Origin of the sequence: Paraburkholderia humisilvae (genome assembly GCF_902859855.1) — a bacterium.
Lineage (GTDB): Bacteria > Pseudomonadota > Gammaproteobacteria > Burkholderiales > Burkholderiaceae > Paraburkholderia > Paraburkholderia humisilvae.
In genome coordinates, this window is the sequence record NZ_CADIKH010000064.1 from 1 (window position 1) to 15,191 (window position 15,191).

Genomic DNA, 15,191 nt, shown 5'->3' on the forward strand with positions numbered 1-15,191 from the left:
GCGCGGGCGATCCACCTCTAGGTAATACCGTTATGTGGCACGGCATGCGGCGCCACACCGACATTCAACTCGGATATGAACTCGCCCTCAACCGTAGTGGGTAATTGCAAGCGTTGTGAGGCGCTTACATTAATCCCAACCTCGCCACTTAACATGTTCCTTGCCGACCCACCGTCATCGCGAAACGTCGAGTATCGGCCTGCCGAACCTTTGACACCGTGCGGTCGAGATCCTGGCGCGCCTCTGGGAATCTGTCGTGGAAAGCGGATTACTAACGGTCCTTTCCTCTTCGCCAGCGAGAGCGATTGTCCACCTCACCTGAATACACTCGCCGCGTATCCCGGCCGACTTGACGTCATCGTCGCGCAGCAAGCTCGGGTACTTCACGTGCCCGGCAAAAAAATTGGTGATGCGATTCGCAGGTGGCAAACTCCCTGCCGAAGCGGGATCAAATTGCCTTCGGTCAGCCGCGCATGTTCCACAGTATTCTTTAGCGTCAAACGCAGTAGAGGTCTCGTGGCAGCCGACACGCTCCTGACGCGGATACCATGCATCGCCCCCCGGCCGATGCATGGCTTGCACGCGAAACGCACGCAACCAAACGTCCCGGCTTGCATGTCGTCCTGATCGGGCGTCGGGCAGGTCCGGAAACGGGACGTGCGTTTGATCTCCATGTCAAACGTTAAAAATGCGAACGCAATGCTGAAGGTTCTTAATTGTGTACTGCCAGTGCGCTTGACCGATTTAATCGCGAGAGCGGTTCACCGCTCCGTGTGCAAACCACAAACAAGACGCCACACCTCGCGCGTCTGACCATGTCGCCCTTCGTCAGTTCCCCATGCTACGACGCCGACCACATGCTTCCTAAACGGCGTCAAGAAAGCAGCCATTTAGTCAATCGGAATACACTCGTCGCAGCGACGTATAGCACGGTAACCGCGGCGGCACTCGCGCAATGCCCCATGCGGCAAGCAAAGCGTCAAAGGATGGACCGATCACGCCCCCACTAACGGGAGGCAGCGGCTGCCCTGTCAACCTGTACAGGAACCGCCGCTTTAGAGGCAACTCTTGCCCATCGATGCGCTCGATCACACCGAGCCGAATCCCATACTGGAGGGCATCCGAAGCGTCGCGCGAACTCAGTACACCAGCTCTGGCAATAAGAGCGACAGTCATCGGCCGCGGGCACTCGCCCAAATATTCAATCAACTTTAAAACGTTCCTGTAAAGCTTCATCTACCCCCCGCTTCTCCGAGCTTTAACCGGGACGAACTATCTGCGTCGAGTCAGGTTGGCGAGTTCTACACTTCGTCTTAACGACTCCGCGTATTCAGTCAATTCCTCCCGTCGGCCCTCGACTACCTCATCGACAGTCAACCGATAAGTGGCGTTTCGCATGAAGAAACCAGAGACCTGAACTTTACCCTCAGCGATGAGCTTATTGACGGCTGCGCGTATTTCAGCGTTGGGTGGCAAATCAGGCGACAGCTGTTTTGCCAAGTGCTGGATGGTGTAGATTCCGGCTGGCTTCATAATCTTGAGAATTGCATCAGGCAGCAAACCGTCCGCAGAGCGATGTTGTGACATTCGTTACCCTTATTCAAACCGAATCTAGAACCTTATCAGACGGTCAATCACTGAGCAACAGCGGTCGCGATCGTGCGCCGCCTATCAGACACGCCGATGTTTTCGCCCGAACATCAACCAATATCGAGCGAAGTAGAAACACACGCACCCCTTGTCTCATCGAGCGGTTAGCCAGGATGGCTCGTCACCGCATCCGCCCGCCAAATGATGGGTTCCGCATATGCACTTTCCGACGGACAGTCTCGGCTGACTAACGAGAAGGCCAGCTTGCGATCGCAAATAGTCAAATCCCAACCTGCACCTTCATCCATGCTGGCATTGGAGTTTTGCCTAACATGCCCCGGCATGAATCACTTATCGACGTATCGATTAAGAGCACACTTTATCGATAGAACCCGCACACAAGGGTGTACCTCCCAGACAGAACGCCAGCGCACAGCACAGCAAATCTGGCGACGAATCTCAGGTTGAACAACCACGTTCGCTCGCCCTTCAGACGAGCTAGGTCATCAGATAGTTCAACACAGCATCCCGTATCTTGATCTCACTCGCAATGACTTGCGTTCCTTATGATGCAGCAATGACGCGCCCCTAATAAAGCTTTCATCTGCCGGATCAACTATTCACTTCATTTAACCGAAATTCGGAATTACCAAATACTTAAAAATGCACCACGTACGAAGAGCTATTTTTGTGGATCCGTCATAACACATGGCTTGTCCCGAATTCGACTGAGCTCGATGTGCAGGAGAATCTCTGACGACTCACCACATCCTTATGCAGTCTTTGGCATCAATTTATCACTAGCTGTATAAAACCGCTTAAATGACGGAGCCGCATACCATGTCCCCAACGCAAACGCCCCGCATTGGGGCTCCTTCGCTCGTTGTCGCACGCTGGATACAGCTACTTTCCGAGGTTATATCTATCAGAAAAAATAAATAGTAGATTGTGGCAAGATCAAGTGACATCCCTTTGACCAAACGGTCTTGCCTGCCGAAAGAAATCGACCGGCCCGTTGTCGTTAGCGTAATCCGCAACTCACTCTTAACTCGCGTCAACTACAGTTGACTGGCGCGAGCGTCCAAGCCCGGTGTGAACAGGGCATGTTGAAGCAAACGAACCGCCAATCGATGCGACTTCCGAAACAACGGTATTGATGTTGCGCATCCAATCCTTCAGGCGCGCAGCCAATGATATGCACCCGACGCGATCCCTTCAAACATTTCATCGTTGGACTCCAAGATGTTCTGCCGCCAATATCGTCCGTGCCCGGCATAATGCACCAGTAGATCAGCGAGAGCATAGCCGTTAATCCCGGAGTCGAACGGAATGCGCAGCACGAGGACCATCCCACCGGTGTCACCATTGAGCCCCAGCTGAGCCTGATCCTGCGCATAAATTAGGAGATTCGCCTCCAGCATCAACCGGAAGATAACCAACGTACGACCGGCAGTCATCGTCCCGAAATCGAAGTTGGCGTAGATTGCATCAAGGTCATTTTCGAAGTAGTCAAGCTGTACGTCAAAACCGTCGACTTCAATCCGTCGAGTATCAAGCACGTGTCCAACGTCCGCTAGCCCGACCGCATCGCACAACTCCTCTACCAGCATGGTGTAGCGTTCTGCGCTCACGTATCAACTCGTCATTATTTATCCAGTCATCGGCGCCTCAGAGTGGCAAATTGGACCGGCCAACACAGAAGGTTGGCCAATCCGATAGTGTTTTTCGCACAAACCCTTTAAACTCGGCAATGCACGAAAAACCATACTAATTACTTCCCGTCCCCGAGCTGCGAAACCTGCCTTAGCAATGTTTGCATGTACTGCAGAGCAGTTGTAAATGTTGTCTGCTTCGTCTGTATCGCCGTCGCCGCCGCACTGTAAGCGACTTGATTATCAGAAGTCGTCTGCTGCAGTTTAAGCGCCGCGGCATAACTCGGATCTGTAACAGAAAGACCATTGCCGACGGGAATGCTGGCCGGGTTAGGGCTATTTGACACACCAGGTAAAGCCATTTTCAACTCCTTAAGGTTAGCCGAGCAACCAATGCTCGGGATAGAGTCTTCGCCAGACGTAGGGACCATCCCTCAGCCCAGCAAGACATTCATCATTCGGACGATCATCCACCTTCATCCGCCAGAAACTTTCAATACGATTTACAAGGAGCCCGCTTTTGCACTTTGGAGCCGCTCAAGAACCCGTGAAGCAGCGATGAATCCTCGATACAGCTTCGCCAGATTGTTGCGATCGACATCGGTCTCGGCTGTCGCATCATTGAATCGCTCCGCGGTTAGCTTGAGCGCCTTGACGATTTCGTCAACGCTCGCGCGTTTGGCGCCATCCGTCAACGTCCGCGAGATTTCGCTGAAATCAGGCTCAAATGGTTTGAGTGCATCGTACATTTTTTGTTCCCGTTCATTAAAGTTTGAATAACAATAACCGACGTATAATATCGTTAACGATTATTTAATTGCTCACTCCCTCCAAATTTTAAACACGTCGAAAATCCACCGGAAAATAGAATTCAGGGATGCGATGCATTTGTCTGGGGAGACTGATCGCTATTCGAGCTTTCATAGCTTGTGTCACCAAAGACGTGCTTGACACCATCCGGTGTCTGCGCAAAATTCACATTGTCCGATGCAAGCATCTCGGAGTAAGCTCGCGTCGGTGCTTTAGTTGCATTCGGTCCGCTCGTCCGCAGTTCGATAGCAACGATATTGGCACTCAGATCGTCACGCGCTCGAGCAATTGCTGTTTGAAGCGCCTTCTTCTCGAAAGTTGGACCGTTCACCGCAAATCGGCCATCTCCAAGGTATGTGACGTACGCACCGTCAACGTTCACCATGTCGCCGATACTGCGTGTGACTTGCTGAGCGACATCATAGTTGCGTTGTATTGCCTTGCCTGCCGGGAATTGAGCGAAGATCCGCCGTGCCGCCTGGTCGTCGGCATCGTTCAGGACCATACCTGAAACCACAATCGTTTTGCCAGCCGACGTCGCGCGCAAGCCATCAAGATGAGCTGTCACGAGTGCATTGGAAATCTGCTGCGCCTGAATCGCCGTGGAATTCGGGACCGAAGCTTGACTTGTTCCCGAAGTGTTCATCAACAAACCTGTCACCGCGACAGTCCCAAGCATTACACATGCAGCCGTGATGGACAGGAGCTGACGCGAGAACTGCATCCCGGAGCGTGACGGTTGCCGCGGTCGTGCAAGTACATCCGAAAGCAGCTCAACATCCGAAGGCCATTTCGCATTGAGCGAAGCGACGCAGAGCACCAGTTCCCCGAAGCGCACGGGCATAAGATCATTAAGCATGACATTGCGCAAGCCCGACGAGCTCGATGAACTAGCGCCCTCACCCTCAGTGCCCTCGCTGCCCTCAGTGCCCTCGCTGCCCTCGTGAGAACGCATCGTAGCATTCGTGTTGCCTTCATCGTCGACACGCAGGAGAAGGTCGGCGCCTTGCCAGTCGGAAAGCTGAATGTCTGCATCCTCGCCAGCGCTAATACGATATGTTCCCGGAGAAAGATTAATTTGCGCACCAGCATGAAAACCGGTCAGAACACGTAAGAGCTTCATAATTTCACCGCAAAAAGTCTGATTTGAGGAGCGTGGAGTATGCCGTCGATTGCCGCTAGGGTAGCCTGTAGCGGAATTGAGCGACCATGACCAACGAAACTACGCGGGTACGATGCGAAATCGAGTACGTCGCAATCCTCTCGAAGCACCCCAATCGCGTTATCCCGCAATCCGGTCAAGTCTAACAATCAAGGTTCCATGGTCTTTGAGGGAGCCTCGTTAAACTGCTTTCGATAGCTATCGAGTAACGTCGAACAACTACGCACCCCCCAACGCTTGGCTACTTCCAGCATGTCCCGTGTCGGCGAATTCAGTAGGTCTTCGCGAATCCGCTGCATGCGCAAAACACGAATCAACTCGCTCGGCGAGACACCGAGAAACTTCCTGAAAGCCCATTGGACCGCACGTTCCGTAACCCCGATCTCAGCTGCTATTTCGCAAACCGACAGGTCACTGCGTCCAAGGTTTTCAAGCATAAACCGGTAGGCGCGTCGATAACGGACCGGCAAACGGGCATCAATATCGTCCGCTGGCGCCTTGAGCTTGGTCGCCCTGTCAAGGAAGGGTTCCAGCCGCGAGTTCTCACGCAGGCATTGCATCGCAGTCAACGCATACTGAGCGTACAGTTGCCATGCTTTTTCGGAATGTCCTCGCGCCTGCTCCGTCTTCGACGCATAGTACAGGTAGTCAAGACGGCCGTGAGCGCTGTATTCCTTCTTGCTGTCACGATGCAGTGGCTCGAGCATCGTTTCGGCTGTCTGAGGTGTACCACCGATCAGCGCAGCAGCCGCGATCTCAAGTCGCACGGTGCGTTGATAGCCAATCAAACCCTCTCGCTGCGCCCAGGCTAAGTGGGCGTTCAACACGGCAGCAGCGTCTCGGGCACCGTGCGCCATTTCACGCATGTGCCGAACATATTCGACTCGGGAGCGCAACAGCGTCGAGGAAATACGTAGGTCCCTTCCCTCGCGATCGTCCAGGCTCCGAACGGCGTCAAGGCCCGATCGCCAATAAGCATGGTCACCGAGTGCGTTCGCTGAATGCATCTCCGTTTGCACCCCTATGTCGAATCGCATCGCCGCAATAAGATCAGGCCATGTAGTGTTTTCTTCGACAAGACCATTGGCGCTCTCTTCAAGCGAGCACAACATTTCGACCGATTCTTCCACGCGTCCCATCTCGTATAGCGCACAGGCCATGCCAAATCGAGCCTCGACAAGTCGGCTCGGCCCCAACTCTTCGCCAAGCGCCGACATGCGTGTGAAACATGCGAGCGCTGTGCAGAGGCGGTAGCGAAACAGGGCTCGCCATGCGGCATTGCGGCACGACGTGATGCTTAATTCCTGCTTCGTCGAAAATACTTTCGACGCGTGAAGCGTATGCAGCGATCGATGATACGTCTCCTCGGCCTCAGCATCGTGGCCAAGAACGATCTGCAAATCCGCAATCGACTGGAGCGCATATGGCATATACGCTCCGACTTTTCCGTCCTCAATCCATCCGCTCAATAGCTGACTCGCGGCGGATAGTTTACCTTCCTGGACGAGACTCACGACGCGCACCGTGGGCACCGGCCACGCGCGCATCGATTGAATCATGATGAGTGGCATATATAGAGCTGAAAACATCGTTCACCTATCTTAGTGTTTTTAGGTATCTGGCTTTAAGCGCAGCACGAGTTGATAAGGTAACCAACGTTTAATGGCTGTATGTCAAAGATTGCAAAAGCGAAGGCGAAATGAACGCGTAACTGATTGTCAAAGTTTGCAAAAACTCTGGTAAATGCGCGCACGTGGCCTTCCACTGAGCTATTCTTCGGAGGTGCCCGATTTCGTGTGTGTCCGCTTCGACTTCCGCTTATGGGCACACAGGAAAATGCTGACTGATACGGTTCGGGCACTCGTCGGCATTACATTTTGGATGTGCTTATTCAACACTTTTTTGGTTCTATCCTCATCATGACTATCGCTCACGAACCTGAATATCTTGACGTCCCTGCCGCCGTCGTCAGTGGACTGGTGGACCTCGCCTCAAATGCATTGCTATCAAACTTCCCGACGGTGTCGGCCGACGAGGGAGACGTCGAGTTATTACTCGATGCGCTGCATACCCTGCGACCACGCCAAACGGAAATCAGCACGCTAGACGGCGTTCTTTATATGACCCGCAACCAATGGGACGAGGCAATTCGCGTCATCCGCAACGTGTGCGAAAACGCGCCCCGATTCGGCCACGCAAGAGCCCTCCTTGCATATTGCCTGTCAATGAAGGAAGACCCGGAGTGGAGTCGTTACGCTAATGAGGCGTTGGAGATTTCGCCTGGCCCCGATACGGAATTTCTGATCGCCGCGTTAAGAGCGCGCGCCGAGCTGTCGGATGCCATGAAAGCTGCGCAGGCCGGCGGCCCGTTCATTGTCCCGGAATCGGTGACCGCGCTTTCGCAACTCGAAGCCAAAGCGGCTCAATTTGCGGGCGTGAACAAAGCCTCGGCATCAAGCGAAAATACGGCGCAACCAGTGCCCGATATGCTTATGTACGCGTTTCCGCGAGCCTGACGGGAGCTAACCTGAAATGACCCCAATGCCGCCATCAGCCATGAATGCCATTTTGCAAACGTCGACTCAAAGCGTCGCTCAGGAGCCGGCCGCTCAAACTAACGTAACGCCTGCAGCGTTAGGAGGAAAATTTCAGGCACTAATGCAGCAGGCGCCAATGGCCCCACCGCAAACAATTGGCGCAGAGGGCGGCTCGCTGGTATCGAAAATCGCGAACTCACTTGACGCTCAACTGAATGCGCCGGTTCGCGATCTCATGAACTGGGCACAAAATCCCCAAATGATGAATCAGGCGCAGGCAGCCGCTTATGCCACCAAGGTCATTGCGGAGACGACGACCGCGAACGCCACCATGTCTGTAACGGTGTCGATGGTAACGTCGTCCAAATCGGCGCTCGAGACCCTCATGCGCAATCAGTAGTGTGTCATACTCAGCGAGCTCGCTTTGGCAGAAAAGGATATGTCATGCGAAATACCATCTCCCGGCACGCCCGGCGCGGACTGTTGCTAGGCGTCCTGACACTCTCATTATTACTGGCCGGATGCAAAGAGGAGTTGTATAGCAGCCTTACAGAACAGGACGCCAACCAGATGGTCGCGGCCTTGCTGGAGTCGGGAGTCGACGCGTCGAAATCCGCGTCGGCCGACGGGAAAACGTGGACGCTTGATGTCGAGGGTTCCCAGTTCACCCGGGCTATGGAGGTATTACGCGAGCGTGGGTTGCCGCCGGCCAAGTATGACAACCTAGGGGAGCTTTTTCAAAAAAGCGGTCTAATATCGACGCCTACAGAAGAGCGTGTACGTTTCATTTACGGGACATCGCAAGAACTCGCCGAAACATTATCTAAAATTGACGGAGTCGTAGTCGCGCGCGTACAGATCGTGTTGCCAAATAACGATCCTCTCGCGCAAACGATAAAACCCTCATCGGCGGCGGTGTTCATCAAGTACAGACCCGGCGCGAACGTGCAGGCATGGGTTCCGCAGATCAAAACGCTCGTCATGCATAGTGTGGAAGGCCTCACTTACGATCAGGTGAGCGTAATCGCAATACCCGCAGCGCCGGCTGATATTCCACCTTTGAACGCGCAACCCCCGGATTGGAATCTGTGGCTGCGCCGCATCATTGAGGCCTTACTTGTAATCGGGTCGATCGTCCTATTTGTGATAGCGCAGCGGGGCCTGTCGGTCAATCTGAAGCTCGCAATCAACAACCATACGCTTGCCCAAGAGGTAATGACTGGTGGAGCGGAAGGAGAAAAGGGCACATCGCCCGTGAAGCCACGCACTAAAGGAATTGCATCAATCATCGATCGTTTCCGTAAAAAGCGATCGAAATGATGACCTTCGTTAGACCCTAACCAATGATTCCGTCGTCCTCCCCGCCGTTTGAACGGTTATCCGCGCGACACGAGGCATACGAAGCCAATCTGTCGCGCGCGGCATTGTGGGCCCATCCGTCCTGGTTTGAATGTATGCTTGGCGTTGATGCGCTCACCCTGACTCGCTGGCGTGTATTGCTTGCGCAGGCCCGAGAGTCTACGCTTGACAGCTGTTCGCGTGCATTCGTGGATGCCGCAGGCATCGAACCTCCACCGCCCGATTCATGGGGTCTGCCGGCCTTTGTCGACACAGCGAACGGGAGAAAGCTGAACCTGGCATTACTGGACATGGTGCCCACCGAATTAGGGATTCGGGTGTTATGCATGCGCGCGCTGGTGTTTCGACGCTTCGAGCTGCGTAGGCTGATTGACAAGCGTATAAGACAGCGACTATCCGCATTCGCTGGTATCAGCCTCGAACTGCTCTTTGCGAATGCGCCGTACGCCGTGAACCCTATCAACGTCAAGAGTATGCCGCCGCTCAACGGGGTGACGGCGGAGTCACTCGCCCTGGAAGGGCTCGTATTGTTCAGGCGAGATTCTCATGGCAGCGGCGCGAAGCACCCACCGCTATTGAGGCTGGCGCTCGCGCGCTCGACCGCGCAGGATCGATGGCTGAGCGCATTGCCCGACACAGCGGATTCGGACGGCGGTGCGTGGCTGTACTCTCAACTGCCCAATTGGCTCGGAACGTGGTCATGGTTATTTGGCTAAAACATAATCGGCGGGCTACGATGGATTCCAGTGTCGAAGTTGACGATGCGAACCTTGGTTTGCAGGGCGACGTCATTCCAGCCGCGGTGTTTGGTGAACTGCTTGAGCTTGAGCAAGCCAACGCCGCGCTTGCGCGGGAGCGGCTAACGCTTCTCGCCGATGCGCGAGCACAGGCAGAAGCGATCGTCGACGACGCGAGACAGGCTGCGGCGCGGTTGCTTGAGCAAGCGCGCGAGGAGTACGAGGACGCGTCGGAGCGAGGGTATGCCGACGGGCTCGACCATGCACGCACCGAATGGATGGAACAGGTCGCGTCGTCCGCCGAAACCCAGTCTCAGTTGCAGAGGGGAATGCGCACCCGGTTGGCGGAAATCGTTTCGTCCGCTGTGGAACAAATCGTCAGTGTCCAGAACCGCGATGCATTGTTTGAACGCGCCTTGACTACCGTTGAGCGAATCGTTGACGGCGCGACCTACCTGCGTGTCACGGTGCATCCGCAAGACGTCGAGAGCGCGCAAATGATGTTCGACCAACTCGTCTCGCGCTGGAGGGCGGCTGGCAGTCGGCTGTCCCTGTCAGTCACCGCCGACAAGCGACTCCCCGTCGGCAGCTGCATTTGCGAATCGGACTGTGGCACGATTGACGCCAGCTTGACTACGCAGTTGCGCGCAATGCGTAACGCGGTATCGAGGGCGCTCAACCGCGCGATTGACGTCGGCGGGCCCGAACAGGCCACCCACGGTCTTGCATCGACTGACGATACCGAGTCTGTCACTGATGCGCCGACTGACCCGACGGTGACCTCACAGCACGATGGCGTGGGGCACTATCCTTATCCGATCGACGATGAGGCCGATGAATGACGCAAGACGATTCCGAGAACATGATCGATCTCGCCGGGTTTGCCGCCGAAATCGAGAGAGAAATAAGCGTACAGCCAACCATTGCCCGAAAGGGAAAAGTACTTGAGGTTATCGGGACCTTGCTCAAGGTTACTGGCCTCGACCTAACGCACGGTGAACTGTGTGAGCTTCGTACGGCGAGTGGCGTGCTACTGCAGCAGGCAGAGGTCGTTGGTTTTACTCGCGACTATGCCCTGCTCTCACCGTTTGCATCGCTTCAAAGCATTTCCCGTTCCACTCAGGTTGTCGGTCTCGGGCGACCGTTATCCGCAAAAGTAGGGGACGCGCTGCTCGGACGGGTCATAGACAGCTTAGGTGAACCCGTCGATGGCGGCCCGCCAATTGATGCACAGACTTTCCGCCCTGTCTTCGCCGCACCGCCAACTCCAATGAGCCGTCGCATGATCGAAGAGCCCATGCCCACCGGCGTGCGCGCGGTTGACGCCCTTCTGACACTCTGCGAAGGGCAACGCATGGGGATCTTCGCACCAGCGGGCGTCGGCAAAAGTACCTTACTTGGCATGTTCGCGCGCGGCGCCTCATGTGACGTGAATGTCATCGCGTTAATCGGCGAGCGCGGGCGAGAAGTCCGCGAGTTCGTGGAGCTGATTCTGGGCCCCGAGGGCATGGCGCGCTCCATCGTCGTCTGCGCGACGTCGGACAGGTCCTCGATTGAGCGCGCGAAGGCCGCATATATCGCGACCACGATTGCGGAGTATTTTCGTGATCGCGGCCAACGAGTCCTGCTGATGATGGATTCCCTGACGCGTTTTGCCCGGGCAGGCCGGGAGATCGGACTCGCCGCTGGGGAGCCTCCCGCGCGGCGCGGCTTTCCGCCATCGGTTTTCGCCGAGTTGCCTCGCCTGCTTGAGCGAGCCGGCATGGGGGCGACCGGTTCGATAACCGCGCTATATACCGTACTCGCCGAAGACGAGAGCGGAAGCGACCCAGTCGCGGAGGAAGTGCGGGGCATTCTCGACGGACACATGATCCTTTCCCGAGACGTTGCGGCCAAGAATCTGTATCCTGCAATCGACGTGCTACATAGCTTGTCGCGTGTGATGTCCCAGGTCATGTCGCCCGAGTACATGCTCGCGTCGCGACGCCTCAGAGAATTGATAGCCAAGTACCGGGACGTTGAGATGCTGCTGCAGATCGGCGAGTACAAACCCGGCACCGACGCTCTCGCCGACGAAGCGATCGAGAAGCATGAGTTCATTAACGCGTTTCTCTCTCAGGCGACGACTGAATACGCCGCACCGGAAGATACCGAAAGGCAGCTATATTCGCTTGTAGGCATGCAATGACGGCGAAGGCGCGTGTAATCGCATTAAACCGCTCGATCACCAGAAGGATGAGACTGGATGAGCAACTGCGCTCGCGACATGCGGAGCAGCGTAACGAACGCGCACAGATCGATGGACAATGCGCGACTCAGCGCGCGCGCGTGCAGGCCGATCAAGTGGCGTTGAGCACGCATATAAACAAGGTCGACGCCCTGATGAGTGGAATCGGTGCATTTTCTTTGGGCGATCTGAATAACCAACGCCTCTATATTGGAGTCGCAACGGAACGGTTGAACCTCGAGCGCGATAAACTCGACCAGCTTGAGACTTCCCTCTTGACCATTGAGGATTCGATCGCACTCACGCAGCGCGAGATCGCTCAAAATAGCGGTCGCATCGATCGATGCAAAGAGCGTATCCGATCGATCGAGCGCGAGCTGGAAGTTGCCGCTGACAATGCAATCGATGACGATGCGGAAGAGCTCGCAGTGGCACGCCTGGTGCGCGCGAGGGCAACTCGATGAGTGAAGGCTTTCTCGACCTACCTTACCTTGGCGACATAGTGGTTAGGTATATAAGCATTACAATCCTGTGCTCCCTGCGTTTTATGGTCATATCGATCATGTTTCCTCCAATCGCCGAAAGCGGCCTTACCGGAATCGCCCGCAACGGGGTTGTGACGCTATTGAGCATATACGTTGCATACGGGCAACCGATGCATCTGCTCCAAGCCCTAGACGTAACGCAACTCGCTGCGGTAGCGGTGCGCGAGGCATTGCTCGGATTACTGCTCGGATTTGCGGCGTCATCGGTGTTTTGGGTCGCGGAGGGCGCTGGAACCTACCTCGATAATCTGACAGGGTACAACAATGTGCAATTGACGAACCCTCTTCAGGAACAGTCAACCCCCACTGGTACGCTATTCAAGCAGATCGCGATCGCCTTCTTCTGGTCTCTTGGCGGCATGACGTTTCTGCTCCAGGCGTTGTATGAGTCTTATAAATGGTGGCCGGTCTCTTCGTCAGGGCCGATCCCGACAAATATCATGCAATCGTTTTTGTTGACGCAAAGCGATTCAATCATGCAGGCTACCGCGAAGCTCGCCCTTCCAATGGTGTTCGTTTTGATACTCATTGATGTTGCTTTTGGCTTCATAGCAAAGTCCGGGGACAAACTTGAGTTTGGTGCTCTTAGCCAGCCGATCAAGGGTGCCACTATGGTACTCATGCTCGCGCTACTGGCTGGTCTTTTCGTCGACCAGACCCGACCGCAGTTAACTCTGATCGGCTTAGCTACCGAATTCAGACATCTAATGCATCGATAGGTTTCGGGCATGTATGCCACTGCTTCCGTGTTACACACCAGGCACGGTTTTCGCGTTTCGACAGAGCCTCATCGACGTGCGCCCTTGAACATCGCCCCTCTTCGAGCACCGGCATTCGAGCCGCAATTCCTGCTTACTCCATGAACTCCAAGATCGCGGCATAGCAAACGATCTCTGACTGGGCGCACATGAATGATGCACGCGCGTTACCAATGAGAACGAACATGGCGTCGCTGCTCCGCAGAGCCTTAAGCACGGCAATCAGTCTGGGGATGGTTGGCATGGTAATGTGACATGGGCCGCGACCAATCCACGCTGATCGTAGTCCTGTCGCCCAATGTGTCTTTGCTGAAAATTGTCAGTTTACGCTACGACCTCGATGCCATCGGATCGCCAACGACTTCGACGCTGACGATCTCCAAGCGTCGGATCGTTTTGATTTCGAGTACAACAGTTGGCATGAGACGCTCCGGCTAAAGCTACAAATGGCGGCCAGAAGACAGACCGCTCGACACGCAAGCCACTTCGAGCGGTTCTGGAAGGCAAGCAAGCCTCAGGGCAAGGTAAGTTACGGCCGCATCTTTCAGAATTCAGCAAACACCTGAAATTCACCCGCCGCGTCGAACTCGCCATGCCGTGGTGTGGTGCCTGTGAATCGCGAAATATACCGCGATGAAAAAATCTCTGTAACGCAAATCAAAGCGCGGCGGGAATTGGAACGATATGAGCCCGGCGCGCTCGCTCACCAATATCATCGTGGTCCGCGAACTCGTGGCTCCTGAAGCTACGCGATGTCAAACGACGCAGAATCAAAAAAACTCTGACCGATTCATTATATATCTTCGTATATTCCATGACATATAAACATCTATAATCCGATAAACATATTATTGAATACGAGCACGACAGCGCTGTATGGTATGAACCGTGGAAGATGACATTGCTGCCAGATGATCAGTTCAGCACGAAGTCGCACCACGACATGACGCGACGAAGTGGTCATGAGGAAAGTTCGTGCTGCATGCAGGGGGACGGAAATGTCTAAACATGTCCAATATTTCCATGCTCAATACAACATTGCGAACCCTCAATCGGCACGCATGTATCGCAACATATGGAATTGGCCTCTGATCATGATTGCCTGCATTGCGAGCCCCTTTACACTCGAGGAGCTGACGTGCCACATCATTATGCTCACGATCGGGCCGCTGTCGTTGAAGCGCTCGCTTCGTCGCACGTGCCCTGGAATCAACTTGTCAAGCGATGTTTCGGCGATTCGCGCGGCTTTATTGATACCTGCTCCACATCGCAACACCACGGGAAACATCATATTTCGCTCGCCCGCACGTTCGAAGCGACGGGCCTCGAATCGTCTGGAATCTAGGGTATTTCGTAAACATATAGTCTTAACCCATCCACCACAATCAGCATAACTCGTCAGCAATCACAGGCCAGGCGACAAACGCTACGGAAAGTCTCTCTTGAGGACCTGCAAACGAAGCCGGATCGAACATGGGAAAGTTCCGTGCATTGCGCATGTGCCTTTCGTACGAATCAGGTAGACGCACGAAGGCTCAATCGTCCATGTCGTTTACGTCAAGGAGCATCTCGTTGAAATGCCGTATCGGACCGCTTTCGGGGTGCGGAAGGCCCGTTTCGCTCCCGCTCCCTGATAACCCTGATCCCGCCGTTATGATTTAACCGTCAGCGCAACGTTCATCGATCACACGACTATGAAACGTCAAGGCGCGATTATTGTGTTGTACGGCCGACATGGCAGACTGGGCGCGCGAGACGAGGGCAGTCGGTCAAATTTCCGAAACCGGAAAGATGGTGCCGAATCTCGCTGCAAT

General features: G+C 54.9%; 15 protein-coding genes. 8 read left to right on the forward strand and 7 right to left on the reverse strand.

The window, feature by feature from the left end; translation table 11 throughout:
• Window positions 1-383 precede the first annotated feature (383 nt).
• The 7 genes from HV796_RS45980 to HV796_RS34445 form a co-directional block, all read right to left on the reverse strand.
• Window positions 384-674 carry a helix-turn-helix domain-containing protein gene (locus HV796_RS45980; RefSeq protein ID WP_175232355.1) on the reverse strand — a complete coding sequence of 97 codons (291 nt, stop codon included), beginning with the start codon at window positions 672-674 and terminating at the stop codon, window positions 384-386.
• 598 nt (window positions 675-1,272) lie between these two features.
• Complete coding sequence (locus HV796_RS34420) at window positions 1,273-1,587, reverse strand: hypothetical protein (RefSeq protein ID WP_175232356.1); 315 nt, start codon at window positions 1,585-1,587, stop codon at window positions 1,273-1,275.
• Window positions 1,588-2,765: 1,178 nt separating this feature from the next.
• Window positions 2,766-3,221 (reverse strand): CesT family type III secretion system chaperone, encoded by a 456-nt coding sequence (locus HV796_RS34425; protein ID WP_175232357.1) that lies wholly within the window; start codon window positions 3,219-3,221, stop codon window positions 2,766-2,768.
• A 140-nt stretch (window positions 3,222-3,361) separates the two neighbouring features.
• The gene (locus tag HV796_RS34430; protein ID WP_175232358.1) at window positions 3,362-3,604 is read right to left on the reverse strand and encodes a hypothetical protein; all 243 of its coding nucleotides are present in this window, start codon (window positions 3,602-3,604) and stop codon (window positions 3,362-3,364) included.
• 141 nt (window positions 3,605-3,745) lie between these two features.
• The gene (locus HV796_RS34435) at window positions 3,746-3,991 is read right to left on the reverse strand and encodes a type III secretion protein (RefSeq protein WP_246356190.1); all 246 of its coding nucleotides are present in this window, start codon (window positions 3,989-3,991) and stop codon (window positions 3,746-3,748) included.
• A 122-nt stretch (window positions 3,992-4,113) separates the two neighbouring features.
• The gene (locus HV796_RS34440; RefSeq protein ID WP_175232359.1) at window positions 4,114-5,175 is read right to left on the reverse strand and encodes an FHA domain-containing protein; all 1,062 of its coding nucleotides are present in this window, start codon (window positions 5,173-5,175) and stop codon (window positions 4,114-4,116) included.
• A gap of 188 nt (window positions 5,176-5,363) precedes the next feature.
• Entirely contained in the window at window positions 5,364-6,803 is a 1,440-nt protein-coding gene (locus tag HV796_RS34445) for a helix-turn-helix transcriptional regulator (protein ID WP_246356191.1), read from the reverse strand.
• A 294-nt stretch (window positions 6,804-7,097) separates the two neighbouring features.
• On the opposite strand from HV796_RS34445, the gene HV796_RS34450 reads away from it, so the two are divergent.
• From HV796_RS34450 to sctT, 8 genes are read left to right on the forward strand one after another with little or no spacing between them, the layout of a single operon-like run.
• Window positions 7,098-7,730 (forward strand): HrpB1 family type III secretion system apparatus protein, encoded by a 633-nt coding sequence (locus HV796_RS34450; RefSeq protein ID WP_246356193.1) that lies wholly within the window; start codon window positions 7,098-7,100, stop codon window positions 7,728-7,730.
• A gap of 16 nt (window positions 7,731-7,746) precedes the next feature.
• Window positions 7,747-8,151, forward strand: coding sequence for a hypothetical protein (locus tag HV796_RS34455; RefSeq protein ID WP_175232361.1), 405 nt, complete (start codon window positions 7,747-7,749; stop codon window positions 8,149-8,151).
• Between the two features lie 44 nt (window positions 8,152-8,195).
• A complete protein-coding gene (gene sctJ / locus HV796_RS34460) occupies window positions 8,196-9,071 on the forward strand; it encodes a type III secretion system inner membrane ring lipoprotein SctJ (protein WP_175232362.1) in 876 nt (291 codons plus the stop codon).
• Between the two features lie 23 nt (window positions 9,072-9,094).
• Window positions 9,095-9,826, forward strand: a complete 732-nt coding sequence (locus HV796_RS34465) for a type III secretion protein HrpB4 (RefSeq protein ID WP_175232363.1) — start codon at window positions 9,095-9,097, stop codon at window positions 9,824-9,826.
• Entirely contained in the window at window positions 9,769-10,689 is a 921-nt protein-coding gene (sctL, locus tag HV796_RS34470; RefSeq protein ID WP_175232364.1) for a type III secretion system stator protein SctL, read from the forward strand. Before HV796_RS34465 ends, sctL begins: the two co-directional genes overlap by 58 nt.
• Window positions 10,686-12,035 carry a type III secretion system ATPase SctN gene (gene sctN / locus HV796_RS34475; protein WP_377693412.1) on the forward strand — a complete coding sequence of 450 codons (1,350 nt, stop codon included), beginning with the start codon at window positions 10,686-10,688 and terminating at the stop codon, window positions 12,033-12,035. The genes sctL and sctN overlap by 4 nt, the downstream gene beginning before the upstream one ends.
• Window positions 12,032-12,538 carry a hypothetical protein gene (locus HV796_RS34480; RefSeq protein WP_175232365.1) on the forward strand — a complete coding sequence of 169 codons (507 nt, stop codon included), beginning with the start codon at window positions 12,032-12,034 and terminating at the stop codon, window positions 12,536-12,538. Before sctN ends, HV796_RS34480 begins: the two co-directional genes overlap by 4 nt.
• Window positions 12,535-13,338 (forward strand): type III secretion system export apparatus subunit SctT, encoded by an 804-nt coding sequence (gene sctT / locus HV796_RS34485; RefSeq protein ID WP_175232366.1) that lies wholly within the window; start codon window positions 12,535-12,537, stop codon window positions 13,336-13,338. The genes HV796_RS34480 and sctT overlap by 4 nt, the downstream gene beginning before the upstream one ends.
• Window positions 13,339-15,191 lie beyond the last annotated feature (1,853 nt).

Bases quoted from the DNA above. Each gene is read 5' to 3' on its own strand.
- sctN (WP_377693412.1), top strand. From the start codon at position 10,686: ATGACGCAAGACGATTCCGAGAACATGATCGATCTCGCCGGGTTTGCC.
- HV796_RS34465 (WP_175232363.1), top strand. From the start codon at position 9,095: ATGATTCCGTCGTCCTCCCCGCCGTTTGAACGGTTATCCGCGCGACAC.
- HV796_RS34480 (WP_175232365.1), top strand. From the start codon at position 12,032: ATGACGGCGAAGGCGCGTGTAATCGCATTAAACCGCTCGATCACCAGA.
- HV796_RS34430 (WP_175232358.1), bottom strand. From the start codon at position 3,604: ATGGCTTTACCTGGTGTGTCAAATAGCCCTAACCCGGCCAGCATTCCC.
- sctT (WP_175232366.1), top strand. From the start codon at position 12,535: ATGAGTGAAGGCTTTCTCGACCTACCTTACCTTGGCGACATAGTGGTT.
- HV796_RS34420 (WP_175232356.1), bottom strand. From the start codon at position 1,587: ATGTCACAACATCGCTCTGCGGACGGTTTGCTGCCTGATGCAATTCTC.
- HV796_RS45980 (WP_175232355.1), bottom strand. From the start codon at position 674: ATGGAGATCAAACGCACGTCCCGTTTCCGGACCTGCCCGACGCCCGAT.
- HV796_RS34445 (WP_246356191.1), bottom strand. From the start codon at position 6,803: ATGTTTTCAGCTCTATATATGCCACTCATCATGATTCAATCGATGCGC.
- sctJ (WP_175232362.1), top strand. From the start codon at position 8,196: ATGCGAAATACCATCTCCCGGCACGCCCGGCGCGGACTGTTGCTAGGC.
- HV796_RS34440 (WP_175232359.1), bottom strand. From the start codon at position 5,175: ATGAAGCTCTTACGTGTTCTGACCGGTTTTCATGCTGGTGCGCAAATT.
- HV796_RS34435 (WP_246356190.1), bottom strand. From the start codon at position 3,991: ATGTACGATGCACTCAAACCATTTGAGCCTGATTTCAGCGAAATCTCG.
- HV796_RS34455 (WP_175232361.1), top strand. From the start codon at position 7,747: ATGACCCCAATGCCGCCATCAGCCATGAATGCCATTTTGCAAACGTCG.